Genomic DNA, 23,561 nt, shown 5'->3' with positions numbered 1-23,561 from the left:
TTTTTTCAGAACGTCTATAATCCTCTTTTAAAAAATATATGTAAATATAATAAAAAACGAATGATTAATAGAAATATTCTACACCACTCGTTTTTTATCGGACTTCTTTTTACTGTACTTTTATTTTCTTTATGAGTTATTAGAAAAATAATTGTCTATATAAGTCTTTATTTTTTCAAAATTCTTTTCCATAAATAAGATTGCTGGTACTTCAATTATTGGAAGATTATTTTCATTATCAAAAGCTGGACACGGTTTGGGAACTACCAAATAGTCAACTGAGTTTTTATCCCTAATATAATTAATTGAAACATCATAATACTTAGAAAAATATTCCTTCAAATCATCCTGATTCCTTAAAAATGGTAGAGAAAATATTGAACCATAATTTATACCAGCGTCGACAATTAATACAAAGCATATTTTTTTCATGATACACCCTCCTCGTATAATAAGTTTTAAGTTAATAACTGTTCCTTGAAAATTAAATAGTTTTTATCTTCAAGAGCTACATCAAAAAAATGATGTATGGGTAAAATTTAGTATTGGATACTGGAGGATTTCCCTAGATAACGGAAGTATGGAAATGGATCCATCGGGAATATGCTTACTCCCCCTGTAGTTCGACCATGTTAAAAGACTGTGACCCAGACCAAAATGCACTGCATAGGTACAAGCTGTATCGGTTTCCTTCACTTACCTCTCATGGTGGTGGGAGGGCAGCTAAAAAGAAGTCCTGGTGGAAGTTTTGGAAATGAGAACCATTTTTTAATTAATACAAGTACAAGAGACCTTATAGGGTATTTTACTGTTTTCGCTCAAATGAATGGATTGTCTTATACATCTAAGTTGCTTCTACATAAATATCTGTAATCTCACCTATTACTATATCTTAAAAAATATGCAACAGTACCAATAAACCGTTATAAAAAATATTTAAAATAATAACAAATAGGTATAATAATTCCCACTATAGAAAATACAATACTTCCTAAATTAAATGCAGAAAGTTTCGCACGATGAACTTGAATTTCACCTAAATCTACCCCTCCACTAAAATGCTTATCCATAACTTTAGCGACGTTTTGTTGTTGATTAACAAAATAAGGTATTAGCCATATACAGCAGAACAAAATAATACTACCAAAAAAGAGTGTGTCAATAATTGAAGCTCTCCAATTTAATGAAGTAATGACTATGAGAACAAATTCTCCCACCATAACAATTACCATAGTTACTACATATCTGGATTTTTCAGAAACGTTTTTAAATACAGTCTCGTCCAGAATTTTTTCTATTTTAGTCCATATTACACTGATTAACACGATTAGGCTAATTAAGAAAATAGTAAATAAAGCTTTAACTAAAAGATACTCAAACACTACCGACACCACCTAATAATTTCTAAATTAGAATGTAAAGTTGATTTTTTTAACTCTATTAAAAGATTAAATTCAATAATCTATTAACTAGCTTATCGAAAAATTTATTGATTTAAAGAGACAACGCTATATGTATTAGTTATATAGGATAAGATCTCCCAAAATTCCTTTTCTAATATATATATCTTCTAATCGTTGTTGGACTTCAATTGTCTAAATATTTTATTTAGCACTTTATATTACTTAAGGGTTTGAATTTTCTGAATTAAAATTCCGTGATATTGTTAAGAAAATAATTATTATTATGATATCTCGATGTAATTGCTGCTAATGCTTTATCTTCAAGGGAAAATATAAGGTTTTCGTTACCATAATACTAATAACAACCTAACAAACTGAATATTTACCAGAAAATACTAAAATGTACCCCTCAGCAATTTACAGTATAATACACTTTTAGAAAAAAATCGAATATTTAAGTATTTCTTTATTAATAATATGAATTAATAGAATGTTTATATTATTATACGGATTAAAGATAGCTCAGCTGTGGTGATCTTTATTCATTTTTTCTAGAGTTTATATTAACTTAGCAAACTTTGTAACAGAACCATATATAAGAGCAAATATGATAAAAGCAATATCACAAGTTTTTTATTTTTATACAGTAACCATTTGTTAGCCAATCCCTTCTCTTGATTCGGAATATTCTGCTGTTTTTTTGTCAATTTACAATTAGAGGTTGAACTATTATATAATTTACAGAATTATGGTAATGCTTAGGTAAATAGAAGTAGTTGAGGAGGACGTAGTGATATGAGCACAAATATTTTAATGCATGAAGCAGTTATGCAACAACTTAATGATTTTTATCAAATGATGTTGTCGCAGCAATTTGAATAAGCATGAAAAAGTTAGTGATTATTTCGATGTATGTTACGAAGCGAAACAAAAACTACTAAGCAAAGGGGCGTTAAAATAATGAAGAAGCTTATATTAGCGGCGTTAGGATTAGTGATAGTATTATCATTTAGTAACAATACAGGTGATACACAACATGCTCTAAAAAAGGAAGAAATTATACAATATTCACATGCTGATCATTTTTAATATCTCATTAACAAAGGGACTCCAATTATGGAGTCCCTTTGTTAATGAGATATTGCTTTAGTTTATCTAATTGTAATAATGTTTGTAAAAAGTGTAGATATTTTCTAAATTTGCAGAGGTAATTATTTGTTAATCTTTTAAAACATTGGCTTAGTAATACCGAGGGTTATTATAGATATATTAATCATATAATTTGTCCATATCAAAATGAACGTTTTTTGCATCTAATATATTGTAAATATATTTTATTTTGGAAGGATCTGATTATATGGCTCATAAATCTACTGGAGTGTTTCGAGTTCCAGTTTCTGAAAATGGGATTATTCCAACTGCTCTCAACATTATGTTAAACAATGATTCACGTTGCCATACTAGTAATGTAACGGTAACTGTTAAGAGAAGTCGAAACACTTTTTTCCCAACTCAAAATGAATTAGTTGAAATCTCTCGTACTTTTGTTTCTTTAGAACCAAACAGAACAACTAAGATTGTGTTATTTACTCCAGAATTTCAAGTAGAAGATTTCCTTGATGTCATCATTAGTGGAAATAAAGAGGATGTTAAGGATGTTCTTGTATATTCTTTCTTAGCAGATTCAGTAGGTCATAATCTGCCATCTACTGTTTTCAGAAATGCAGAATACACTTTTGCTTGCTGACACTGTGATGATGTATTCTTTACTGTCGTATATCTGAATTGAAATGTTACAAGTAGCACTTCACGGCATACAATCTATTGGTGAAAGATCGTTCGGCAGAGGAGTGGTAGTTGGTGAAAGAAGTTTAGGATATGCAGATACACATGCGCTTAGGGTACCTTTACGGAAATTTCGGGTAGTTTGAAATAGAAATTAGAAGATCCCTTCTACCTTAAGGTGGAGGGGTTTTCTTAATATTATTTTTTGATATATATTGCTAAGTATGTTCCCATAATTCATTCTATTGTATTGAGAATAATGTCATCTACATCAAAAAAACGGCTTATAAAAGGAACTAGTATTTGAGGTGGGTTTATTAACGAATTTTATATATAGCATGAATGAAAACGAGATAAATAAAACAATATTCCCTATTATGTTTTTTAAAATTAATTGAGCAGGTCCTTGTAAAAATAAAGAAAAGACACCTAAAGGTGCCTTCCGCCGGCTTAAATTATTTTAATATTATCGATCTAAGTTTAAAAGCTATAAGGATTTTTTCTGTAGGATTTGTAAGTAGTTTTTATGAAATTATGAGTGTTTTTTATTTTGTAATTCAATAAGTTCATCTGGTATCACTTTTGTATAATATTCTTTTTCTGTTAGTTCAAATATAAATAATGCTTTTTTCCAGTTATAAATAACATCTTCTACATTATGTTGTTTCATTTTTAATAAACACTGACCTTTTAAATAGAATAGTTCACCTAGTAGGTATAAAGTATGTAGATTAATTGCTAATTTGATACCCTTATCAATGTACTTTATTGCCTCTTCATATTGGTATGTGAAGTCGAAACATTTTGCTAAATTTAACATGAGTTTTAATTTAATTTCTTTATCTCTAGGAAAATCTAACTTATTAAAATTAGTTAAACATCTTTTGAATATATTAATACTTTTTTCATATTCTTTATTTTCTGCATAAAATATAGCCATTGTTTGCATAATATCTATTTCTCTTTCTGATAAAAAATCAGAATTAGTTAAAGTCAGTTTTAATGCATTATTTAAAAAATCTAAAGCAGTTTTTATTGATTTATCCACCATAAATACAGCAATTGCTTCATGCCATATTAGAAATTGTTTCTCATCTTTTGTTTGAAAATTATTTAAGTTTTTCTCTTTTTTTACTATTTCATAAAGTTCTTTATATTGTTTTTGCTTTAAGCAATCTTTTATTACGTATTTTACATTTTCTACATATTTTAATCTTTTGTTTTGAGTTAGTGCAAATATGTTATTCGGATCAATACCAAGTCTTTCTGATAATTGATATAACAATATACTAGATGGATAAATCATACCTTTTTCAATCTTGCTAATTTGACTTTGTGAACATATTCCATGACATAATTCGGATTGTGATATATTTTTTTTGATTCTAAGTTCTTTAATGGTAATACCCAAATCGTTAAATTCCATTTTTCCACCTACTATTTAGCACTTTATTAAAATAAGAACATTCTCTAACCTTAATGTAATGTAAAATTAATATAGTTGCAATTATTGTTTTAAAGGGCTTATCGTTTCTATAAGATGGTGAGATTTTTTTATGTACAAAAAAGACACCCTAAGGTGCCTTCTTGCGATTTGCTCCATTGTAATATGGTATTGGATGCCAGTCCAATTATTATTTTACCATGTTAAATAGTTTCGGTTATTGAGAAAAAAGACAACTCATTATTTGAATGCAAAAAGTCCTAGGGGGACTAGGACTTTTTACTAGAATGAATATGATTTAAAAAAGGACTTATATAACGTAACATATGAATGTTTCGTAAATGTATCAAAAAAGTGAACAAAAGCGTTAATTTAAATAAAAAAAGCTCCGCGATAAAAGCTGCGGAGCTTCATAAGGTCGAGTTATGTCGTACTCACAAGGGATTTTAACATGAATGTTGTGGTGAAAATACTGGTAAATTTATCCCGTAAAACCCCCACTGATTAGAGTTTCACTTCATTCGAAGGAATTCATGTTTTATAAATTAGATTATGAGAGTTGATATTCTCCATATTGACCAGAAAAGAACTAAAAATTCTAGTGAAATTCCAAGTGTTCGTTTCCTAGTTTTTTGAAATTCTTTTATTAAATAGCCAACAGCACTAATTGCTATAAGAATGAAAAGAATAAGTTCGAGTGTAACTGGCATTTTATCTACTCCTAATACTGTAGTTTATTATATAAAGATTATAAGATATTTTTGTGGCTAGTGGTGAAAAATTCAATAGAATTATTTCTAAATGGAGTAAATCTTTCAACGGACCAATCAAAGGTCAATACAAAAAGTGTTATACAATATACGCATGGAGAGTCGTGGGGCTAAAGAAATATTGGAGTATAAAGAGTTGTTAGATCAAAGGATTATTACCGAAGAAGAGTTCGAAGTGTAGAAAAAAGTAATTATTAGGTATATAGATGAAACGCTCAGATGAGAGTTTTTTTATTTATATATTCGCAAGTAAAATAACATAATATCACTATGAATCCTTATAACAATATGAATTTTTGCATATTTTAAAATTTAATATATCCCTTAAAAAGTTTTAATTGTATAATATATTTTGTCATATTTTTAGATTTTTCGACATAAACCAACAAAAATAGAGAGAGTATTGGGAGAAGACATTATGTATACAAAACTATTAAAATCAATTACATCATTATCACTTATTGGTGGTGCGTTGTTATATACAAATGGCAGCGATGTAAAAGCTGCTGAAGTGGGTGTTTTTTCTGATGTGCCGACATCACATTGGTCATATCCTGCGATTAAAGATTTAGCGAGTAAAAATATTATTTCCGGTTATGGAAATGGGATATTTGGTTTTGGAGATGTTGCGACAAGGGAGCAAGTTGCGGCTTTAATTTATCGAGTGTTAGTACCAAATAAACAAGGCGGCTCGTTTAGTAATGATGGAACTCGTTACGTATTAAAGGATGGGTCTACGTTTAAAAATCCTTACGGTGATATTAATCAAAGTTCTACAATGTTCCCAGAAGAGGTATTAACTTTAACAAATTTAGGAGTTTTTAAAGGTGATGAAAATGGCCAATTTAGACCGAAAGCTTCTGTGAATCGTGCAGAAATGGCACAAATTCTTACGAATGCTTTCCATCTTGCGGCAAAACAAAAACATACCTTTAAGGATGTTCCAAATCCATTTTGGGCAGAAAATGCAATTAGTGCGGTGCAGTCAAATGGAATCGCAGATGGCACAGGGAACGGGAATTTTGAACCGTATGGCACAGTAACACGTGAACAGTATGCGCAGTTTTTATATAAAACTTTGAAGTATAAAAATGCTGATGTGAAAGATACAGGAGATGCGGCATTATTAACAGCGTTTAAAGAGGAAGTACAAAAGCGTATTAATACATACGAGACAAATATTACACTGCCATATAAAACGAAAAATAATAATACAGACGAAGTGATGAATACACTTTTTAACGCATATAAAGAAGTGGCAAGTAAAAATGAGTATACAAATAATAATAGATCGAATGTTTCATATGGACTTTCTGGATCACCTGGAAATTATACGTTTACGCTTAAGATTACATATCGTGAAACGAAAGAACAGACGGAATATGTCATGAAACAAGCGAAAGCAATCGTTTCTTCTATCACTCAAGTTGGAATGGATGATCACGAAAAAGTGAAGGCGATTCATGATTACGTAGTAAAGCATGTTTCTTATGATACGTCTTATAAAGCTTACACAGCATATGAAGCACTTGTAAATCGTTCTGCGGTTTGCCAAGGTTACGCACTATTAACTTATCAATTATTAAAAGAAGCAGGAATTGAAAATCATTTCGTGACAGGAACTGGGGACGGACAACCTCATGCTTGGAATTTAGTGAAAATCGAAAACAAATGGTATCACCTTGATACAACATTCGATGATCCGGTTCCAGATGAGCAGGGCCGCGTAACGTATTCGTATTTCAATTTATCAGATGAACAAATCGCAAGAAATCATGAGTGGAACCGTGGAGACTATCCGCAAGCTACAACAAATTATTATAGTACACTGACAAATAAAATTGCGGCAGGTAGTACGAAAACGTCTGCATATCAGCAAATATTAAAAGATACAAAGTTAAACTATTTAGGAAATGAATATATTGCAAATAACTATACTGAATTAAAAAATAAAATGCAGCAGCGTTATAGTGCAAAGCCAGAAAAGATAGAAGTACTTTATAAGCAATCAATGAACGGTGCGCTGCAAGATGTGAAAAATGCAATTGGGGAAATCGGTTATCCGCAAGGGTCCAACCGTGTTTCTTATAAAGCGGAGTCGTATAATGCGAAAGAAGGGTATTCTTTAGTGACGATTACGTTTACGTATTAAAAACAACCTAGATCCTATAGGATCTAGGTTGTTTTTTATTATTCTTCGACAAGGCATGACAATATAAAGATAAATTCTTTGCTACTATGAGATGAGAAATCTTACATTAAAAAAACTGTTTAAAATAACTAATACAGATAGGCGGAAAAAAATGAACCGAAAGTTACTAACGGTATTAACATGCGGTACATTGCTTATGGGAATGGCTGCTTGTAGCTCAAATGAGAAGGCTACAACTGAATCAAAACCTAAACAAGAAGAAAAGGTTCAGGAAAAACCGAAAGTTCAAACCATTCAAAAGCAGCAAAAAGATAGTTATGTAGTAAGTGAAGATGAACTCTCTAAAGCGGCACAGTCGATTGGTGAAATCCAAAACGAGCAAACTATAAATGATATGATGATACATATGTCTTTACAAAAACTCACATTCAGTAGGAATAATCTTCATGTTTCCGGTACCCGTGATGTAGGGCGATTGCAAATGACGAAAGAAAACATTCAATACTTAAAAAACAACTTAAATGTTATTAATAATGATGAAAGACCAAAATATGAATCTATTCTGAACAAATGGTATGATGGAGAGTTCGAATCTGTAGTTAAAGACTTTGAAGAAATTCATTATTTACGTTCAGGAAAAAAGCAAAGTATGGAGGGATCTAAACTAGCTAAAAAAACTGATAGTGATGAAAAAGAATTTATTCTCCATTTCTTTGGTCAAGAAGGATTGGATATCCATAATAAAGAGTGGAAACAGGGCGAGTTATAGAAGTAAAACTGAATTTCTCTTCACTAGGAAGTACAATGTTTTACGGAACAAAAAAATGATGAAATCCCCTTAAATATACTCTCATTGGGAGGTTGTCTATACTGAGATTCAATAGATACACAGTAATGCTTATCTTTCTAGCCATTGGCACAAATGCTGCATTATCTATGTGGATTAAGCAGGGACTTTTAGGTGTCATCAATGCTATTATCTTCTTGTTAACCGCTGCATGGACTACAAAAGGACCTCATACAGACGGCCAGCATAAATAAATTATTGTATTTCTCAATAAACAAAACAACTAAACATAGCTCAAGTCGGAGGAAGTCACCTTAGGGTATCTTTGCTTTTTTATAAAAAAAGAAAATTGTACGTTTAGACGCATTTTAAATACAAAATAACCGATTCCTTATACGTTAAGAAACCGGTTATTTATTCCCCCACTTTTTTAGAGGGCTTTTTCTTATAATGGTCTTAAATGATTGATTTAAGGTTATAAACTTAAATCATAAATAAAATATAGAGTAAAAACTATATACGAAATAAATGTAACGAAAACAAGGAAACATATAAACTGAGAATTAGATACATATTGTTCTATTCTTTTTTTCATGTTAATTCGTATTATTTTTCAAATGTGAAGTATCAATTGGAATTTGAGCTTTCCAAGAACCAATTACTTTTCCAATTCTAGTTATATTTACGTCTAAAGTAAGAGGCTGTTTAAAAACGTCTTTTTCTTCAGTAGTTATAACAAATGTAGCAACACCTTCAGGTCTATCATTATCACGAATGCCTATTTTATCTAACTTTTTACCTGCTGCCATAAGTTCAAAAGGAAGATAATCATCTGAATCATGGATAAATGATAGTCTCCCGTCATTTTTAATCTCAGGGTTTTCCTCTTGTTGCCCATCAATTTTACCATCACTCTCAAGATCTAATCCTGATGTATCAAATTCAAATGGTACTAAACTTCCGTCCGCTTTTTCCATTCTATAATGAACTGATATACGTGAATCTGCGATAAATACTTCTTTGAGATGTACAGTAATACCTTGATCTGTAATTTTTTCATCAATAGGAATATATTTACCATTCTTCATCATATCTTGTGTGATACCATTTTCATCTTTTATTCCTTCATTTACAACTTTATCATTTGTAATTGCATTAGAAAAATAGGAAGCAACATTTGTAGCCGCCACTTGTACTTGTGGAATCATTGCTGTTGTGAAAAGTGCTGCTGCAGCTACTGCTGTATAAATAAAACGTTTTGATTTTTTACTCATGTTTGTAAAGAGTCCCTTCTTTTGTTGTTTTTTGTGATTTATATTAGAAACATTGTCTAACTTGGAACGACTTTCAAATGTTTTCCATGCTTGTTCTATATCAATTTTGATTTCTTGTGGTGAATTTGCAGATTCTTCATCTAGCATTACGTTTTCCCATTGATTTAATTTACTAATTTCTATTAATAAATCTTGGCATGCTTCACATGTATCTAGGTGTTTTGTGAATTCCTTTCTTATATCATGAGAAAGTTCTCCATCAATATATGTTTGAATAAACCCGATATCATAACATTTCATTTGTTATGCCTCCTCCATTTGTTTATAAATCTTGCGAAATTTCATTTTGGCTCGGACCAATAATGTTCCAATAGAAGATATTTCAATTTGAAGTACTTCTGCAATTTCTTTATATTGAAAACCAGAGAATTTCATTAGTAAAAGGGTTCGTTCTCGATCATTCATTTTATTTAGTATCGTTTGGACCTTTGTAATTTCTTCTTTTCTTATCCAATCATCGTCTAATGATGAAACATTTTGTACTTCATGGTATTGTATTTCTTTATCAATCTTCGCTTGCTGCCTTTTTTCAGATCGAAAATGGTTATAGGCTACATAAGTAGAAGATTTAATCAACCATCCAGGTATGTTTTCAATCCCTTTCCAATCACTACGATATAATTGTAAAAATACTTCTTGTGCTAACTCTTCAGCGATAGATTGATCTTTAACGATCCAGATGATTTGTTTCACAGCGTAAGCATAGTACTGCTTAAATAAATCTTCAAAGGTCATATCAGAAGCATGACTTTCTTCATTTTCTATGGTTAACATGTTCGTTTAAACCTCACTTTCAATTTGATACCTGTATTATAGAGAAACCAGAAAAACGGATTTTGTGACAGTTTTTCTGGATATTTTTTATTATGTACTAAAAAAAGCATTCGTCTAATTAAAAGAGAAATGCAAAAAGGAAATGAAAACATAAAAACTATAACTCTTGCAGTAGTTGTCTATTAATGCACAAGAAAACAGTTAGTTTGTTGCCAAACTGTATCTAAACGTACAATTTCACTTCTTCTATTTTCATGAATATGTATAATTACATAAAATTTCAAAGAAAAAGAGAGTATACTTCATATTGTGTAATAAAGATAAAGCCCGCCTACGGAAATAGGCGGGCTTTTTTTACTTATAAAGAAAAGACAACCTTTAAGGTGTCTTCCTTTTGAAATCTAGGTTGTCCAGTTTGTTTTACTTTGGTGCAATAGCAATATTGTTTGGAATAAAGTTTCACCATATTGCTATTAAACTAAAATATTAAGATTGCACTTAAACGAAATTTATAGCATCGAAGTTCATTTTGGAGGGGGAATGTAATACTACATTTTTAAAGTATTCGTTACACTTGAACCTCTGCACATTGCGTAGAGCTTTTTTCATGAAGAAAGGACACTCACGTGAGTGTCCTTTCGATAGTTTTTAGCAGAAGCAAGCAGCTCCAACGATGATTAATAAAATAAACAATACAACTAATAAAGCAAATCCTCCAGCGAAGCCACAGCCGCCACAACTACCACCAAAGCCCATAACAGTTCCTCCTTTAAATAGGAGGAGAAAAACAAAGGTTCACTCATGTGTTTTAACGGATTCCATTTACTTTATGCTTTTTACGAATAAATGGAGCAGGTCCTTTTCAAAATAGATTTATTCTTAGCAGGAGTTCAAAGGAAAAACAGGAGAATCCATATTATTCTTTAAGAGCGAATAGATAGAAATCCGCTTTTATACCTTTCATTAAAATAATACTAGCATTATATATTATAAGGAATACTTGTCCTTAATTGTAAATGAAAGGGGGGAATTGATATGAGCTATGGCTATGGTCATCCTCCTGGAAGATGTCATAAACATCACAATGAAACTTTGTCAACGGGTGTATTACGTAGACATTCCGCTACGTTATTTCTTACTGTTGAAGCTATGAATGTTGATCCAGATGATACTCGTAGAGTAACAGTTGAAATGTTTGATTGGTCATCTGGTTCTCCGGTATTGTTACCATTAATAGACCCTTCAACACAAACATTGCCACCTAATCGATATGTTACTTTTCGTTCAGCAGCTCTTCCTCCAGGAGTTTTTGCTTATGAAGTAAGAATCATTCGTCCGAAAGATAGAGATATTGTTACGAATGTTTTTGGTCTTAGTGCAATCATATTTAACCCACAAGAAGGAAACAATGTTTTACAACATGATTTAGCAAAATTAGACCTTAAATAGATTTTATAAAGGTCTATTTATTGAGCATGATTAAAAAAAGAGTAGGATGTAATCCTACTTTTTTTAACGTTAATTAGAATTTTAAAAGAAATCCTTCATTATTTTAGCATCTTTAATATTCACTATCACACCTTCTACCTTATCTTTCTTCTCATCTTTAGCAATCGTAATTTGCTCCTTATTATCAGCCCACACAAGAAATTCTTCTTTTGAGTCATCTTTATATGTAACAGTAATAGTAGAATGTGCAGATTCTCTCTTTTTTTGATCTAGTGTGATTTGTTTAGGAGTGCCTTTTTGGACTGCTGAAACGATAGATTGTATCATTTTTTCGTTGTCTGTTTGAGATTTGGAAGTAGTATGATTTGTTGTTTTCAGTATTTCAATGTCTGTAATATTAGCGGAATTTAATTGAAAGGTATTTTGTGTATGTTCTTGCTTAGCCTGCGAAGCTTTATCTGTAGCCGAGGTGCTTGTACAACCTATTAAAGTGAAAGATAGAGCGGTTAGTGCGCATATAGATATGATTTTTTTCATAGTATCCCTCCTTAAGTTTAATTATATCAATTTTCTGTTAATTTAGGTAGTTATTGTAAGGAGAAGGTGTTTTAAAGTGGTAAATGATGATGTTCATTCTCTATTAAAATCAAAATTCACATAACTTTTTTCATATTTTATGTTTAACATTTCGAAAATGGGTGTACTACATATAATATAACAAATAATTCATTTTAAAGGAGGAAGTTAAAGATGGAAACGAAGTATAGTAAACCTTTTGTATATGAATTTATTACGGAGAAAGAGGTCATGAATGCGGCGAATGATCTCGTGAAAAAAGGAATAGACCAAAAAGATATTTACGTATTAACGCATGAGAAAGATAGGACAGATAGAATTGCGGACAATGCAGACGTGAATACAATTGGGATAAAAGAGGAGGGACTTGGGACAAGCATTATTAACGTCTTTCAAAAAACAGGAGATCAGTTAAGAAATAAAATGCAAGAGTTAGGGCTTAATGAGGAAGAAGCGAACTTTTATGAAGAAAAACTGGATGAAGGGAAAATCTTGTTATTCGTTAAGGATTTAGAAAGAGTCGGTGAATGGTTACAAGAAAGAAGATGCATGTATTCTATTTAAATTTGTATCCTTTAAATCTATAAATCTATTACGAAAAGGAGATTGTAAATATGAGTGAGAACGGACTAAAAGAACAAGTTAAAGGTAAAGTTGAAAAGAAAAAAGGACAAGTAAAAGAAGGAATTGGTGAAGTTACAGAAGATAGAGAGTTGAAAAATGAAGGTAAGTGGGAAAAAACGAAGGGAACGATAAAAGAAAAAGTCGGAAAAGTGAAACAAAAGATAAGTGATGAATTGGATAATAAAGAATAATATATGTTCATCAAGCTTTAGTTACATACTAAAGCTTGATGAATTCAATATAAAACGAATATAGGAGGTTTAATTGTGGGACTTATTATTACGTGTATTGTAGGTGGACTTATTGGTGCGTTAGCTGGAATGATTACAGGAAAAGACTTTCCGTTAGGTATAGTTGGTAACGTGATTGCCGGATTAATCGGATCTTGGGTAGGTAGTGCGTTATTTGGTCATTGGGGTCCTGAATGGGGAGGCATTTTTGTTCTTCCAGCGTTATTAGGTGCAATCGTCTTTATTTTAATCGTTACATTCTTCTCTAGAATGCTGCGGAAAGCGTAAGTATGATAATAAATAGTAATCTTAAGTTTATTATATATAGTTATAAAGTTAATGAACTGATAAAAATACATAAAAAAGCATCCAATTAAACTAATTTGGATGCTTTTTTATGTATTTTACATAGGAATGAGTGGAGGATGAAGAACCCCCCACTCATTAACATTACACTTTCTATTATGTATTAAGCCATCGTTACCTTTTTACAATTATTTATTCTTACGACTTGCCTTGGTTCTATATGAGATAAGTCCTCGCTATTACTTATATCAACTACAATTGTATTCGTTAGTATGTTAATAATGGAACCAACTAATTTTGTAGCATGATCGTGTCGATAAGAAAATTGAACGAAATCTCCCTTTTTAAAGTTGTGCTCTTCCATAGATAGATCCCCCTAAAAATAATGTTTATACATTATACATACACAAAATTATAAGTTTTAAACATTTATTAGTACGATTTAAGTGTTAAGCCGAGAAAGGTGTAGAAAATTTATTTATAATGAAAATAAAAAAATATGTTTAAAACTAATTTTTATGGGTAATTAAATAGTAAAAGTTCGAGATAAGGGGGCGGAAATGATGAATTTGGCAATAAATATTTTGCAAAATGATGTAGGTTATACGGTACAACTTAATGGTGAGATTGATGCGTATACGGCATCAGATTTAAAACATAAGGTAATGCCTATTACAAGCGAAAAAGAGGTTCATATTGTAGTAGATTTTCATAACGTAGATTATATGGATAGTACAGGCTTAGGAGTTTTTATAGCTTTATTAAAAGCAGTTAAGAAAAATGATGGGAAGCTAGAGTTTACTGGTGTGTCTAAAAGGCTAAAAAGATTATTTGATATTACAGGGCTAACAGAAATATTAAATTTGAATTCCGATTTTGAAAAAGTAGAAAGAAGGTGACTAGGGATGATGGAGAGATTTGAAAAGATAGAAATGAAAATTCCTGCAAAAGCAGAATATGTGGCTATTATTCGTTTAACAATGGCTGGTGTTGCGAATCGAATGGGCTTTGCTTATGACGATATAGAAGATATGAAAATTGCTATTAGTGAAGCTTGTACAAACATTGTACAACATGCATATAAAGAAGACGTTGGAGAAATTACAATTGTCTTTGGCTTATATGAAGATCGATTAGAAATTATGGCTGCGGATAATGGAGTTAGCTTTGATTTTAATAGCTTAAAAAGTAAAGTTGGTCCGTATGATATTAATAAACCAGTAGAACATTTGCCAGAAAATGGTTTGGGTTTATATTTAATCAATACGTTAATGGATGATATACAAATTATGCATGATGAGGGCATGACAGTTTTAATGACAAAATATATACAAAGAGAGCAGGTGGAGAATGATGGAAATCCAATCTCAACCTACAAATCTTACTAAAGAAGACGTTATTAAACTAATTGCAGACTTCCAACAAAACCAATGTGATGAAGCACAGGAAAGATTGGTTAATCACTATAAAAATCTTGTATACTCCATTGCATATCGCTATTCAAAAGGTGGGCCGATGCATGAAGATATTATACAAGTAGGAATGTTAGGGCTCTTAGGTGCAATAAGAAGGTATGATTATTCGATAGGGAATGCTTTTGAGCCGTTTGCAATACCTACAATAGTAGGCGAAATAAAGAAATATTTACGTGATAAAACTTGGGGTATTCACGTTCCAAGGCGAATTAAAGATTTAGGCGGGAAGATTAAACTTGCGATAGAGGAGCTAACAGATCGTTTCCAGCGTTCACCGAAGATTATAGAGATTGCAGATCATTTAGGACTATCCGAAGAGGAAGTGCTAGAAATTATGGATGCGAAAAATAATTATCGCGTATCTTCCTTAGATGATGTAGTTGAAAATTCATCTGATGGCAGTTCGGTAGCGAGGATTGAATCTGTAGGTGAAGTAGAGCAAGGATATGAAGAGACAGAAAGGCGTCTCGTTTTAAAGGATATTTTCAACGTATTAAATGACACAGAAAAGAGTGTTATTCATTATATATTTGGAGAAAATTTAAATCAAAAAGATACAGGGGAACGGTTAGGTATTTCACAAATGCACGTTTCTCGTATTAAAAGACAAGCGATAAGTAAATTGAAGCAAGCAGCATTTTTAGATACATAAAAATTTAAAATCATTATGTTTAAAACATGAGAAAAGGGGTAGTTATTAAATATAGGAGGAGATATAAAAATGTCACACGATGTGAAAGAACTAATCGAAGGATTGAATGAAGATTTAGCAGGAGAATACTCAGCAATTATTATGTATAACCATAATGCAGCTACAGTTTCTGGTATATATAGACAAGTATTAAAACCTTTCTTTGAATCTGAAATTAGTGATGAACAAGGACATGCCCTATATTTAGCGGAGAAAATTAAGACGTTAGGTGGTACACCTACTACAATCCCTTTACCAGTGAAACAAGTAGAAGATGTTAGAGAAATGTTAGAGTCGGCTAGACAATCAGAATATGAGACAATTAAGCGTTATGAAACGAGAAAAGAACAGGCAGCGAAATTAAATATGACAGAGTTAGTTGTAAAGTTAGAAGATATGATTGCAGATGAAACAAATCATATGGAAGAATTAGATCGTCTTTTAAATGACAAAGCAATGGTGTTAAATTAATAGTGGAAATTTATAGAATGAAAGAACAAACTCTCATTTCTGGGGGTTTGTTCTTTTGCTGTATAAAAATTATGTTAGAGTAGGAAATTTTCATTTTGTAACTGAGTATGCAATACTAGAAAAATAGAAAATGATAATAGATTTACATTTTAAATAAGAAAAGGGGAAATAACTTGTGTCCATTTTAATTGTCGATGATAATCCGGTTAACATCTTTGTAATTGAAAAAATTTTAAAACAAGCCGGATATCAGGATCTTGTATCGCTGAATTCTGCACAAGAGCTTTTCGAATACATTCAATTTGGAGAAGATTCTTCCAGGTATAATGAAATTGATTTAATCTTATTAGATATTATGATGCCTGAAATTGATGGACTTGAAGTTTGTAGGCGATTACAAAAAGAGGAGAAGTTTAAAGATATTCCTATTATTTTTGTTACAGCTTTAGAGGATGCCAATAAATTGGCCGAAGCTCTTGATATGGGGGCAATGGATTATATTACGAAACCTATAAATAAAGTTGAACTATTAGCACGTATGCGTGTAGCGTTACGCTTGAAATCGGAATTAAATTGGCATAAAGAACAAGAAGAAAATCTTCGGAATGAATTAGATTTAGCTACGCAAGTACAAAGAAACTTATTAAGTAGCCCATTAAGAGAAGATTATATAAAAATTGAAGCAAGTTACTTACCTTCATTTAAATTAGCTGGAGATATGTATTATTGGTATAAAATCGATGAAAACCGCTACGGTATTATATTATTAGACGTGATGGGACATGGTATATCTGCTTCATTAGTTTGTATGTTTATTTCGTCTGTATTACGTGAAACGATTAAATCTTTAATCGATCCAGAACTTGTCATTAAAGACTTAAATAAATATATGACTCTTTTACATAATGAGAATGACGATATTCCATATTATTTTACAGCGATATATTTAGTAGTAGATACAGAAAAGAGAACGATTGAATATGTAAATGCAGGGCATCCTTCTGGATACGTTTTAGTTGATGAAACAAATATGGTTGAACTAAATCGCGGGAGTTGTGCGGTAGGATTTTTTGATGAAATAAAAGTTAAAAAGACAGTTATACCTTTTGAGAAGAACGCTCAAATCGTATTGTTTACAGATGGTGTTCTTGAAGCAATTGCAAATGATGAATTTGAGGCTGAAGAGAAATTACGTACTTTTACAGAAAGAAAATGGGGAGATTTAGAAGGCGAGATAGAAGGGTTTTACAAGGAAGAACAAAAGAAAGCGCAATCAGATGATATGTGTCTAATTATGATACAAACGAATGCGAAATAAAAAGCGTATGAAATCCAAACAGAGGATTTCATACGCTTTTTATTGTATTTTTTGATAAATTTGTTCGCTAGGATTAAATTGGGTATAATGCGGCATTATATTTGAAAAACGAAGAGTTTCTTTATTTCCTAAACATAGAAAACCATTGTGACCTAAGCTTTCATAAAATAGTTGCTGCACTTGATTTTGAAGTTTACTTGTAAAGTAAATTAAAACGTTACGACAAAGTATAATATGAAACTCGTTAAAAGATTGATCGGTTACTAAATTATGCTGTGCAAAAATAATGTTTTGTAAAAGTGATGGATTAAAATAAGCAAAACGATTATCTGTTGAATAATAGTTAGAAAATGCTTGTGTACCGCCAGCTTGTAAATAATTTTTCGTATAAGTTTGCATTTTATTTAACGGGAGGATAGCTTGTTTTGCTTTTTCTAACACATTTGTATTCATATCTGTTGCGTAAATAACCGACTTTTCACTTAATCCTTCTTCGTGAAGTAAGATGGACATTGATAATACTTCTTCACCAGTTGCGCATCCAGCATGCCAAATTCTAATTTCAGTTTGCTTTTTTAATTCAGGAATAACATGCTCTCTAAGCGCTTTAAAAAAGGCAGGGTTACGGAACATCTCAGTTACATTAATCGAGAAATCATTTAATAACTGTTCTAAAACCCCTTCCTCGTGAATTACTTTTTCAATTAATTTTGAAATGGTAGGGATATTAGAGAGCTGCATTCTATTACAAATTCTTCTATAAATAGATGTGCGAGCATATTGGCGAAAATCAAATCCTGATAGTTTAAATACTGCTTCTAATAGTAATTCAATTTCTAAGTTCGTGCGCTCATCTGTATCTACTGATGGATCAAAATTATAATACTTATTTTCCACTCCAACTAAACCTCACTTATTTTATTAACCATACACTCATTACCGAATAGAGTTGATGTAGATTTAATGGTTTACTTATATAATCTGAAGCGCCAGCAGATAAACATTTTTCCTTATCATTTGGCATTGCTTTAGCAGTTAATGCGATAATAGGTATTTCACTTAACCCTAAGTTCATTCGGATATTTTCCATCGTTTCATAACCGTCCATATTAGGCATCATAATATCCATTAAAATAAGGTCAATATTTGTATTACTTTTTAGTATTTCTAAACACTCTAAGCCGTTTTGGGCAGTAATAATGTTGGCATTTTGTTTTTTTAATGCGTTTTGTAACGCAAATATATTTCGATGATCATCATCGACAATTAAAATGGTTTTCTCTTGGAAGACGTTATTTGTTTCGGGAGTAACGATAGTTTCTTCAACAACTTCAGCAGGAATAACATCTTCTATCGTTGCTGCGACTTCTAAATTGGATAACTGTATATCTGGTAATCCATTTGGAAGGTTAGGAATATATACCGTGAAAGTACTACCTTCTCCTACATTACTCTCTAACGTAATCCAACCACCTAACAATCTAGCAAACTCTTTACAAATAGATAAACCTAATCCTGTACCACCATACTTCCGAATCGTTGCGCCATCTGCCTGTTGAAAGGCTTCGAAAATAAGTTGATGCTGTTCTTTAGCGATACCAATACCAGTATCTTTTACTGAAATTGTAATCCAATCTTTACTTATAGACTGCATATCATGACTTAAATTACTTGTTTCTATCGAATCGAAATGTAAAGAAACGGATCCTTTTTCTGTAAATTTAAATGCATTGGATAATAAGTTTTTAATAATTTGCTCAATCCGTTTTGCATCTGTATAAAACAGATCAGGAATCGTATCACTGTCTTCAATAGTAAATTCGACATTTTTTTGTGCAGCTATATGTAAAAAGTTTTGATGCATATTGGCTGCCATGTCACTTATGTTCGTTGCTTCAAAAATGATGTCTAGTTTGCCTGCTTCTACTTTAGATAAATCGAGTATGTCATTAATTAAAGTAAGTAAGTCTTTCCCTGATGAATGAATGACAGTTGCTAATTCAATCTCATCGTCGGATAAATTGTTATCATGATTTTCTCTTAACATTTCAGATAATAGTAAAATACTATTTAACGGTGTGCGTAATTCATGTGACATATTTGCTAGAAATTCAGATTTGTATTTTGAACTACGCAACAACTCACTTGCTTTTTCTTCTAATTCTGATTTAGTAATTTGTAAGTCAGCTGTCTTTTGCTCCGCCTCTTCCGTTCTAGACTCTAATTGTTCATTCGTTGTTCGTAATTCTTCTGCTTGCATTTGTAGTTCTTCCGCTTGCGTTTGCAATTCTTCTGATTGAACTTGTAACTCTTCTGTCATTGCTTGTGATTCATGTAAAAGAGTTTGAATTCGCATACGTCCCATAATGCTATGGATTGTTAAACCTAGATTATCAACGGTTTGTTGAATTAAATCTTGATGTAAATCTGAAATCTCAGTTACACTTACTAACTCCATTACTGCGATTACTTCATCCTCAAATAAGATAGGGATGATTAATAGATTTTTAGGACGTATTTCTAATACTCCGCTAGTGACATAACGAAACTCTTCGGGTATATCCCTGAGAATAAAACTTTTCTTTTCTAAGGCAGACTGTCCAATGAAACCTTCACCCATTTGAATGGATTGTTTCCCAATATCAGCACCTTGATCGGCGAAAGAAGCTTTTTTCACATAGTAGACAGTTTCTTCATATTCTTCACGTACATAAAATGCACCGCAAGAAGTTTGCGTTTTTTGTATAATTCCACTAAGAATTTTTTTACCTAACATCTCAATAGAAGATACACCTTGATACATTAAAATTAATTCTGCAAGCTCCGTTTGTAACCATTCTCTTTTCGATATTTCGTCTAGTAGGTGATTCGTTGTATGAGCAAGATCTTTTATTTCATCACGTGTGTTTACATGAATTCTTTCCGTGATTTTTTCTTTAGAAGAAATGGATTTAATAGCTTGAATTACATTTTTAATCGTTTTTGTAATGGAATTCGAAATATAGAGTGAAATGATAATAGAAATACAAGAAAGTAAGAACAATAAACTGTATAACCAAATCTCTAATTTATTATTTTCAGTATCTAATTGTGCTGCTCTTTTTTTCGTTAATTGCTCCTCAGTGCTACGGAAGTTAGTTACCTGTGACTGTAATGACTGAATTTGAGTCGTGTCGATTGTTTGTACATTATTACTATTATGATTTGCAATTAACGGGTGAATCTCTTTATTTATCCAACTAATAATATTTTCGTTAATCTGTTTTAATTTTTCTTGCTGAGATGGGTTATCCTCTAATAATGAGAAAAGATCTTGATAATGCTTTTCGTAATCCTTTTCCGCAGAATTAAGAGATTGTACGTAATTTGGATTATTAGAAATGATAAACCCTTTCGCTTTATTTTCAATTGTTAGTAAATCTTTCTCCACTTGATTTGTTAAATTGAGAACTTTAAAATCGTGATCAATAATAAAATTACGAGATTTTTGTAAATTAGAAATCTCATTGTTCAACATAATGAAAGAAACAAGTAAGAACAAAATGATAACTAAATAACCAGCCATAATTTTGTAGCGAATACTAAATTTTGCTTTCGAGTTCATTAAAAATTCCTACCTTCAAGGTTATTAAAACTTTTCTATTTTAAAGAATGAAAAACGTAATATATATTATATCAGTTTTCATAAGGCTAAACTAGAAATCCCCCTATTGTATTAGGGGGTTCTTTTTTTATAGAGGAAATCATTTTGAAATATAAAAACATATATGAAAGGTAGTAAACGAGGGAATAGAGGATAACAAATATTCTAAGAAGGGAAGAGTGTTCTTAAAGCTCTTTTTGCATCTATTCCTTCAAAAATAAATAATACAAGATCTCTCTTTTTTACAGTAAGGAAAAAGGATACTAGAGTGCTTAAGTTTTTAATAGAAGTAAGTGTTCCGTGTTTACTTATAAATACATTCGTTTGAAATGTTGTCATTAAAGCATAAAAATGATGAATCTGAGTTATTGTAGGTGTTTCATTATAAGAAATAGTAGTAGAGTGAATGGCGTTCATCGTAATATTCCTTTCCATATAGTAAGCATAACAATATAAACATACCCGTTTTAAAAAGTGTTAAACATATAAATAAGAAAAAATATAATTATAGTTTTTTACGTTTAGAAAAGGTTAGGAAGGGTATACATATACTACAAAGAGATTAACTGAAGATGAATTGTAAGATGTCTATGTTTAGTAGATTAGTCTATCAAAATATACTTTTACTTTAAATAAAAAGGAGCCTGGTATACATGAATGAAATGATGATTAATATTACATTTGATTTAATTTACTTGTTAAGTAGTTCACTTGTAGTGCTTTTACTATTCGCTTTTTTCGTAAATGGTTATGTTAATAAAAAGATTAGTGTATACAGAAATGAAGAAAAATAAAGATACATTATATAAAACTTTAGGAGGTTAATAGTTATGAATGTAGATAGAAAAATAGTAGGTGTTTTTAGAACAATTGATGATGCGGCACTCGTTATTAATGAATTAAATGAAAAAGGATACTTAGCAGATAACATTTCAGCTATTGCGAAAGATCAAAAGGAAATTGAACATCTGGAAGAAAAATCGGGTGAAAAAGTGAATAGCGAAACTGCACATAAAGCAGATATCTTTTCAGCGACAGGGCTTGTAGCTGGAGGAGTAGCAGGCGGACTCGGTGGTTTATTAACAGGTCTTGGTATACTTGCCGTTTCTGGAATGGGTCCAATTGTAGCAGCAGGACCAATCGCAGCAGCTATTGGAGGAGCTGGTATTGGCGGAGGAGCTGGAAGTTTAATAGGAGCATTTATCGGCTTAGGAATCCCTGAAGACCATGCTAAAAAGTATGAAGAATATATTTACGATGGAAATATATTAATTTTAGTAGATGCAAAATTAGATGATAAGTTAGAAATCTATAAAATATTTGATAAGCATAATGCCTATAACTCTGATTTCTTTAAATAAAATGTAAACAAAGTGAATATCGTTTTTGATCTTACAACTTTGGCGCGGCCGAGGAGTCGTATGACTATAAGAGAGGAAGGGCTTATAGTAAAAGATCAAGTCCTATTATGATATTGAGAAGGGAAGAGGTGTCTATTCGTGATTGTAAAAATATTAAAGGATAGTAGTAATAGTTTCCTTTGCACAGTTCAAAGTAAAAATGGAGATCAGTATGTGAAAAAATGGTTTAGTAAACATGAAAATAATAAAGAATTAGGGCGACCAACTTTTAAAGAAGTAGAAAAGGATTGGAAAGAAAATAGAGACTCGTTTATGTATCCTAATGTTAAAGCGCTTTATTGAACATAATGGGGGTTTTATTCTTACAAAATTGTCACACTCCTGTAAGGTAATTCAATAGATTAGATATTTTTTCTGTGTCATAATAAAGACATAAGAAAGCGCATTAAAAAACTACAACTTATTAGGAGAGTGTCAGTCATGATTGTAACAACAACGTCTGGAATTCAAGGTAAAGAAATTATTGAGTATATCGATATTGTAAATGGTGAAGCTATTATGGGTGCAAATATTGTCCGCGATTTATTCGCTTCCGTTCGTGATGTTGTCGGTGGTCGTGCTGGTTCTTACGAAAGCAAGCTAAAAGAAGCTCGTGATATCGCAATGGATGAAATGAAAGAACTTGCAAAACAAAAAGGTGCGAACGCTATCGTTGGTATTGACGTAGATTACGAAGTTGTTCGTGATGGAATGTTAATGGTTGCTGTAAGTGGTACAGCTGTACGTATATAAGTAAATAAAAAACAGGCTCCCCCTTGAAGTTTATGCTTTGAGGGGGTTTTTTGTTTTTAAGTTGTAGAAGTAAACTCCAGTTGCAAGGGTAAAATGAAAAAGAGACAGTGATGCTACATATATGTAGTGTGAGTGCAAACTTTATAATAAATAATAAAGTTGTTATTTGAGATAAT

General features: G+C 31.3%; 29 protein-coding genes and 1 pseudogene. 19 read left to right on the top strand and 11 right to left on the bottom strand.

Annotation, left to right across the window (positions count from 1 at the left end):
- Nucleotides 1-129 precede the first annotated feature (129 nt).
- Nucleotides 130-432 (bottom strand): hypothetical protein, encoded by a 303-nt coding sequence (locus tag ES895_RS11405; RefSeq protein WP_000717611.1) that lies wholly within the window; start codon nt 430-432, stop codon nt 130-132.
- Nucleotides 433-923: 491 nt separating this feature from the next.
- Nucleotides 924-1,382: a hypothetical protein gene (locus ES895_RS11400; protein ID WP_000464473.1), complete on the bottom strand. Its 459-nt coding sequence runs from the start codon at nt 1,380-1,382 to the stop codon at nt 924-926.
- Between the two features lie 981 nt (nt 1,383-2,363).
- Between ES895_RS11400 and ES895_RS29970 the strand changes: the two genes are divergently transcribed.
- From ES895_RS29970 to ES895_RS30210, 3 genes and pseudogenes are all read left to right on the top strand, one after another.
- Nucleotides 2,364-2,492, top strand: coding sequence for a hypothetical protein (locus tag ES895_RS29970; protein ID WP_255256275.1), 129 nt, complete (start codon nt 2,364-2,366; stop codon nt 2,490-2,492).
- Nucleotides 2,493-2,760: 268 nt separating this feature from the next.
- Entirely contained in the window at nt 2,761-3,150 is a 390-nt protein-coding gene (locus ES895_RS11395; protein ID WP_000940662.1) for a hypothetical protein, read from the top strand.
- 40 nt (nt 3,151-3,190) lie between these two features.
- Nucleotides 3,191-3,277 (top strand): annotated as a pseudogene (locus ES895_RS30210) (dihydroxyacetone kinase, ATP-dependent); the annotation flags it as partial.
- Nucleotides 3,278-3,720: 443 nt separating this feature from the next.
- On the opposite strand, the gene ES895_RS11380 reads toward ES895_RS30210, so the two are convergent.
- On the bottom strand, nt 3,721-4,614 hold the full coding sequence (locus ES895_RS11380) for a helix-turn-helix domain-containing protein (protein WP_078439229.1): 894 nt from the start codon (nt 4,612-4,614) through the stop codon (nt 3,721-3,723).
- A 1,206-nt stretch (nt 4,615-5,820) separates the two neighbouring features.
- Between ES895_RS11380 and ES895_RS11370 the strand changes: the two genes are divergently transcribed.
- The 3 genes from ES895_RS11370 to ES895_RS11360 all read left to right on the top strand — a co-directional run bounded on the left by ES895_RS11370 (nt 5,821) and on the right by ES895_RS11360 (nt 8,595).
- Nucleotides 5,821-7,554, top strand: coding sequence for an S-layer homology domain-containing protein (locus ES895_RS11370; protein ID WP_058839203.1), 1,734 nt, complete (start codon nt 5,821-5,823; stop codon nt 7,552-7,554).
- A gap of 151 nt (nt 7,555-7,705) precedes the next feature.
- The gene (locus ES895_RS11365; protein WP_087966203.1) at nt 7,706-8,323 is read left to right on the top strand and encodes a DUF6241 domain-containing protein; all 618 of its coding nucleotides are present in this window, start codon (nt 7,706-7,708) and stop codon (nt 8,321-8,323) included.
- Nucleotides 8,324-8,415: 92 nt separating this feature from the next.
- The gene (locus ES895_RS11360) at nt 8,416-8,595 is read left to right on the top strand and encodes a hypothetical protein (protein WP_058839201.1); all 180 of its coding nucleotides are present in this window, start codon (nt 8,416-8,418) and stop codon (nt 8,593-8,595) included.
- Nucleotides 8,596-8,937: 342 nt separating this feature from the next.
- Here the strand turns inward: ES895_RS11360 and ES895_RS11355 are convergent, their stop codons facing one another.
- The 3 genes from ES895_RS11355 to ES895_RS11345 all read right to left on the bottom strand — a co-directional run bounded on the left by ES895_RS11355 (nt 8,938) and on the right by ES895_RS11345 (nt 11,205).
- Nucleotides 8,938-9,915 carry a DUF4179 domain-containing protein gene (locus ES895_RS11355; protein ID WP_135238349.1) on the bottom strand — a complete coding sequence of 326 codons (978 nt, stop codon included), beginning with the start codon at nt 9,913-9,915 and terminating at the stop codon, nt 8,938-8,940.
- Between the two features lie 3 nt (nt 9,916-9,918).
- On the bottom strand, nt 9,919-10,449 hold the full coding sequence (locus tag ES895_RS11350) for an RNA polymerase sigma factor SigX (RefSeq protein WP_000955505.1): 531 nt from the start codon (nt 10,447-10,449) through the stop codon (nt 9,919-9,921).
- A gap of 648 nt (nt 10,450-11,097) precedes the next feature.
- Nucleotides 11,098-11,205 carry a YjcZ family sporulation protein gene (locus ES895_RS11345; protein WP_000505670.1) on the bottom strand — a complete coding sequence of 36 codons (108 nt, stop codon included), beginning with the start codon at nt 11,203-11,205 and terminating at the stop codon, nt 11,098-11,100.
- A 279-nt stretch (nt 11,206-11,484) separates the two neighbouring features.
- Between ES895_RS11345 and ES895_RS11340 the strand changes: the two genes are divergently transcribed.
- Complete coding sequence (locus tag ES895_RS11340) at nt 11,485-11,898, top strand: hypothetical protein (RefSeq protein ID WP_097995023.1); 414 nt, start codon at nt 11,485-11,487, stop codon at nt 11,896-11,898.
- A gap of 81 nt (nt 11,899-11,979) precedes the next feature.
- On the opposite strand, the gene ES895_RS11335 is transcribed toward ES895_RS11340, so the two are convergent.
- Entirely contained in the window at nt 11,980-12,435 is a 456-nt protein-coding gene (locus tag ES895_RS11335) for a hypothetical protein (RefSeq protein ID WP_000720850.1), read from the bottom strand.
- Nucleotides 12,436-12,648: 213 nt separating this feature from the next.
- Here ES895_RS11335 and ES895_RS11330 point away from each other — a divergent pair, with 213 nt between their 5' ends.
- From ES895_RS11330 to ES895_RS11320, 3 genes are all read left to right on the top strand, one after another.
- Nucleotides 12,649-13,038, top strand: coding sequence for a YflT domain-containing protein (locus ES895_RS11330; RefSeq protein WP_000448802.1), 390 nt, complete (start codon nt 12,649-12,651; stop codon nt 13,036-13,038).
- A 50-nt stretch (nt 13,039-13,088) separates the two neighbouring features.
- On the top strand, nt 13,089-13,289 hold the full coding sequence (locus ES895_RS11325) for a CsbD family protein (RefSeq protein ID WP_001293468.1): 201 nt from the start codon (nt 13,089-13,091) through the stop codon (nt 13,287-13,289).
- A 75-nt stretch (nt 13,290-13,364) separates the two neighbouring features.
- Nucleotides 13,365-13,616 carry a GlsB/YeaQ/YmgE family stress response membrane protein gene (locus tag ES895_RS11320; protein WP_000522903.1) on the top strand — a complete coding sequence of 84 codons (252 nt, stop codon included), beginning with the start codon at nt 13,365-13,367 and terminating at the stop codon, nt 13,614-13,616.
- Between the two features lie 181 nt (nt 13,617-13,797).
- On the opposite strand, the gene ES895_RS11315 is transcribed toward ES895_RS11320, so the two are convergent.
- Nucleotides 13,798-13,998: a hypothetical protein gene (locus ES895_RS11315; protein WP_000391011.1), complete on the bottom strand. Its 201-nt coding sequence runs from the start codon at nt 13,996-13,998 to the stop codon at nt 13,798-13,800.
- Nucleotides 13,999-14,194: 196 nt separating this feature from the next.
- Between ES895_RS11315 and ES895_RS11310 the strand changes: the two genes are divergently transcribed.
- The 5 genes from ES895_RS11310 (at nt 14,195) to ES895_RS11290 (ending at nt 17,589) form a co-directional block, all read left to right on the top strand.
- On the top strand, nt 14,195-14,533 hold the full coding sequence (locus ES895_RS11310) for an STAS domain-containing protein (RefSeq protein ID WP_135238348.1): 339 nt from the start codon (nt 14,195-14,197) through the stop codon (nt 14,531-14,533).
- 6 nt (nt 14,534-14,539) lie between these two features.
- Nucleotides 14,540-15,022, top strand: a complete 483-nt coding sequence (gene rsbW / locus ES895_RS11305; protein ID WP_000970580.1) for an anti-sigma B factor RsbW — start codon at nt 14,540-14,542, stop codon at nt 15,020-15,022.
- Nucleotides 14,985-15,761 carry an RNA polymerase sigma factor SigB gene (gene sigB / locus ES895_RS11300; RefSeq protein WP_002093898.1) on the top strand — a complete coding sequence of 259 codons (777 nt, stop codon included), beginning with the start codon at nt 14,985-14,987 and terminating at the stop codon, nt 15,759-15,761. Before rsbW ends, sigB begins: the two co-directional genes overlap by 38 nt.
- Nucleotides 15,762-15,830: 69 nt before the next feature.
- Nucleotides 15,831-16,271 (top strand): ferritin-like domain-containing protein, encoded by a 441-nt coding sequence (locus tag ES895_RS11295; RefSeq protein ID WP_000017755.1) that lies wholly within the window; start codon nt 15,831-15,833, stop codon nt 16,269-16,271.
- A gap of 175 nt (nt 16,272-16,446) precedes the next feature.
- Nucleotides 16,447-17,589 (top strand): fused response regulator/phosphatase, encoded by a 1,143-nt coding sequence (locus ES895_RS11290; RefSeq protein WP_000025538.1) that lies wholly within the window; start codon nt 16,447-16,449, stop codon nt 17,587-17,589.
- 39 nt (nt 17,590-17,628) lie between these two features.
- Here ES895_RS11290 and ES895_RS11285 read toward each other — a convergent pair whose 3' ends face one another.
- The 3 genes from ES895_RS11285 to ES895_RS11275 all read right to left on the bottom strand — a co-directional run bounded on the left by ES895_RS11285 (nt 17,629) and on the right by ES895_RS11275 (nt 21,649).
- The gene (locus ES895_RS11285) at nt 17,629-18,486 is read right to left on the bottom strand and encodes a CheR family methyltransferase (protein ID WP_135238347.1); all 858 of its coding nucleotides are present in this window, start codon (nt 18,484-18,486) and stop codon (nt 17,629-17,631) included.
- A 16-nt stretch (nt 18,487-18,502) separates the two neighbouring features.
- Nucleotides 18,503-21,193: an ATP-binding protein gene (locus ES895_RS11280; RefSeq protein WP_001084956.1), complete on the bottom strand. Its 2,691-nt coding sequence runs from the start codon at nt 21,191-21,193 to the stop codon at nt 18,503-18,505.
- A 204-nt stretch (nt 21,194-21,397) separates the two neighbouring features.
- Nucleotides 21,398-21,649 (bottom strand): hypothetical protein, encoded by a 252-nt coding sequence (locus tag ES895_RS11275; protein WP_000991357.1) that lies wholly within the window; start codon nt 21,647-21,649, stop codon nt 21,398-21,400.
- 236 nt (nt 21,650-21,885) lie between these two features.
- Between ES895_RS11275 and ES895_RS29260 the strand changes: the two genes are divergently transcribed.
- The 4 genes from ES895_RS29260 to ES895_RS11260 all read left to right on the top strand — a co-directional run bounded on the left by ES895_RS29260 (nt 21,886) and on the right by ES895_RS11260 (nt 23,385).
- The gene (locus tag ES895_RS29260; protein ID WP_001004571.1) at nt 21,886-22,026 is read left to right on the top strand and encodes a hypothetical protein; all 141 of its coding nucleotides are present in this window, start codon (nt 21,886-21,888) and stop codon (nt 22,024-22,026) included.
- A gap of 36 nt (nt 22,027-22,062) precedes the next feature.
- A complete protein-coding gene (locus tag ES895_RS11270) occupies nt 22,063-22,593 on the top strand; it encodes a general stress protein (RefSeq protein WP_001100095.1) in 531 nt (176 codons plus the stop codon).
- Between the two features lie 138 nt (nt 22,594-22,731).
- Nucleotides 22,732-22,935, top strand: a complete 204-nt coding sequence (locus tag ES895_RS11265) for a DUF4028 family protein (RefSeq protein ID WP_000635861.1) — start codon at nt 22,732-22,734, stop codon at nt 22,933-22,935.
- A gap of 138 nt (nt 22,936-23,073) precedes the next feature.
- Nucleotides 23,074-23,385, top strand: coding sequence for a YbjQ family protein (locus ES895_RS11260; RefSeq protein ID WP_000637510.1), 312 nt, complete (start codon nt 23,074-23,076; stop codon nt 23,383-23,385).
- Nucleotides 23,386-23,561: the final 176 nt, after the last annotated feature.

It is taken from the genome of Bacillus sp. 007/AIA-02/001, assembly GCF_004634455.1.
Taxonomy (GTDB): Bacteria; Bacillota; Bacilli; order Bacillales; family Bacillaceae_G; genus Bacillus_A; species Bacillus_A cereus.
The sequence above is the reverse complement of the archived record's forward strand: the minus strand, read 5'-3'. Positions and strand labels throughout refer to the sequence as shown.

What these genes read in the sequence shown, in the direction of transcription:
- ES895_RS11330 (WP_000448802.1), top strand. Translation starts at nt 12,649, where the DNA reads ATGGAAACGAAGTATAGTAAACCTTTTGTATATGAATTTATTACGGAG.
- ES895_RS11365 (WP_087966203.1), top strand. Translation starts at nt 7,706, where the DNA reads ATGAACCGAAAGTTACTAACGGTATTAACATGCGGTACATTGCTTATG.
- ES895_RS11325 (WP_001293468.1), top strand. Translation starts at nt 13,089, where the DNA reads ATGAGTGAGAACGGACTAAAAGAACAAGTTAAAGGTAAAGTTGAAAAG.
- ES895_RS11295 (WP_000017755.1), top strand. Translation starts at nt 15,831, where the DNA reads ATGTCACACGATGTGAAAGAACTAATCGAAGGATTGAATGAAGATTTA.
- sigB (WP_002093898.1), top strand. Translation starts at nt 14,985, where the DNA reads ATGATGGAAATCCAATCTCAACCTACAAATCTTACTAAAGAAGACGTT.
- ES895_RS11270 (WP_001100095.1), top strand. Translation starts at nt 22,063, where the DNA reads ATGAATGTAGATAGAAAAATAGTAGGTGTTTTTAGAACAATTGATGAT.
- ES895_RS11355 (WP_135238349.1), bottom strand. Translation starts at nt 9,915, where the DNA reads ATGAAATGTTATGATATCGGGTTTATTCAAACATATATTGATGGAGAA.
- ES895_RS11350 (WP_000955505.1), bottom strand. Translation starts at nt 10,449, where the DNA reads ATGTTAACCATAGAAAATGAAGAAAGTCATGCTTCTGATATGACCTTT.
- ES895_RS11395 (WP_000940662.1), top strand. Translation starts at nt 2,761, where the DNA reads ATGGCTCATAAATCTACTGGAGTGTTTCGAGTTCCAGTTTCTGAAAAT.
- rsbW (WP_000970580.1), top strand. Translation starts at nt 14,540, where the DNA reads ATGATGGAGAGATTTGAAAAGATAGAAATGAAAATTCCTGCAAAAGCA.
- ES895_RS11275 (WP_000991357.1), bottom strand. Translation starts at nt 21,649, where the DNA reads ATGAACGCCATTCACTCTACTACTATTTCTTATAATGAAACACCTACA.
- ES895_RS11260 (WP_000637510.1), top strand. Translation starts at nt 23,074, where the DNA reads ATGATTGTAACAACAACGTCTGGAATTCAAGGTAAAGAAATTATTGAG.
- ES895_RS11335 (WP_000720850.1), bottom strand. Translation starts at nt 12,435, where the DNA reads ATGAAAAAAATCATATCTATATGCGCACTAACCGCTCTATCTTTCACT.
- ES895_RS11340 (WP_097995023.1), top strand. Translation starts at nt 11,485, where the DNA reads ATGAGCTATGGCTATGGTCATCCTCCTGGAAGATGTCATAAACATCAC.
- ES895_RS29260 (WP_001004571.1), top strand. Translation starts at nt 21,886, where the DNA reads ATGAATGAAATGATGATTAATATTACATTTGATTTAATTTACTTGTTA.
- ES895_RS11380 (WP_078439229.1), bottom strand. Translation starts at nt 4,614, where the DNA reads ATGGAATTTAACGATTTGGGTATTACCATTAAAGAACTTAGAATCAAA.
- ES895_RS11345 (WP_000505670.1), bottom strand. Translation starts at nt 11,205, where the DNA reads ATGGGCTTTGGTGGTAGTTGTGGCGGCTGTGGCTTCGCTGGAGGATTT.
- ES895_RS29970 (WP_255256275.1), top strand. Translation starts at nt 2,364, where the DNA reads ATGAAGAAGCTTATATTAGCGGCGTTAGGATTAGTGATAGTATTATCA.
- ES895_RS11370 (WP_058839203.1), top strand. Translation starts at nt 5,821, where the DNA reads ATGTATACAAAACTATTAAAATCAATTACATCATTATCACTTATTGGT.
- ES895_RS11310 (WP_135238348.1), top strand. Translation starts at nt 14,195, where the DNA reads ATGATGAATTTGGCAATAAATATTTTGCAAAATGATGTAGGTTATACG.
- ES895_RS11315 (WP_000391011.1), bottom strand. Translation starts at nt 13,998, where the DNA reads ATGGAAGAGCACAACTTTAAAAAGGGAGATTTCGTTCAATTTTCTTAT.
- ES895_RS11405 (WP_000717611.1), bottom strand. Translation starts at nt 432, where the DNA reads ATGAAAAAAATATGCTTTGTATTAATTGTCGACGCTGGTATAAATTAT.
- ES895_RS11280 (WP_001084956.1), bottom strand. Translation starts at nt 21,193, where the DNA reads ATGAACTCGAAAGCAAAATTTAGTATTCGCTACAAAATTATGGCTGGT.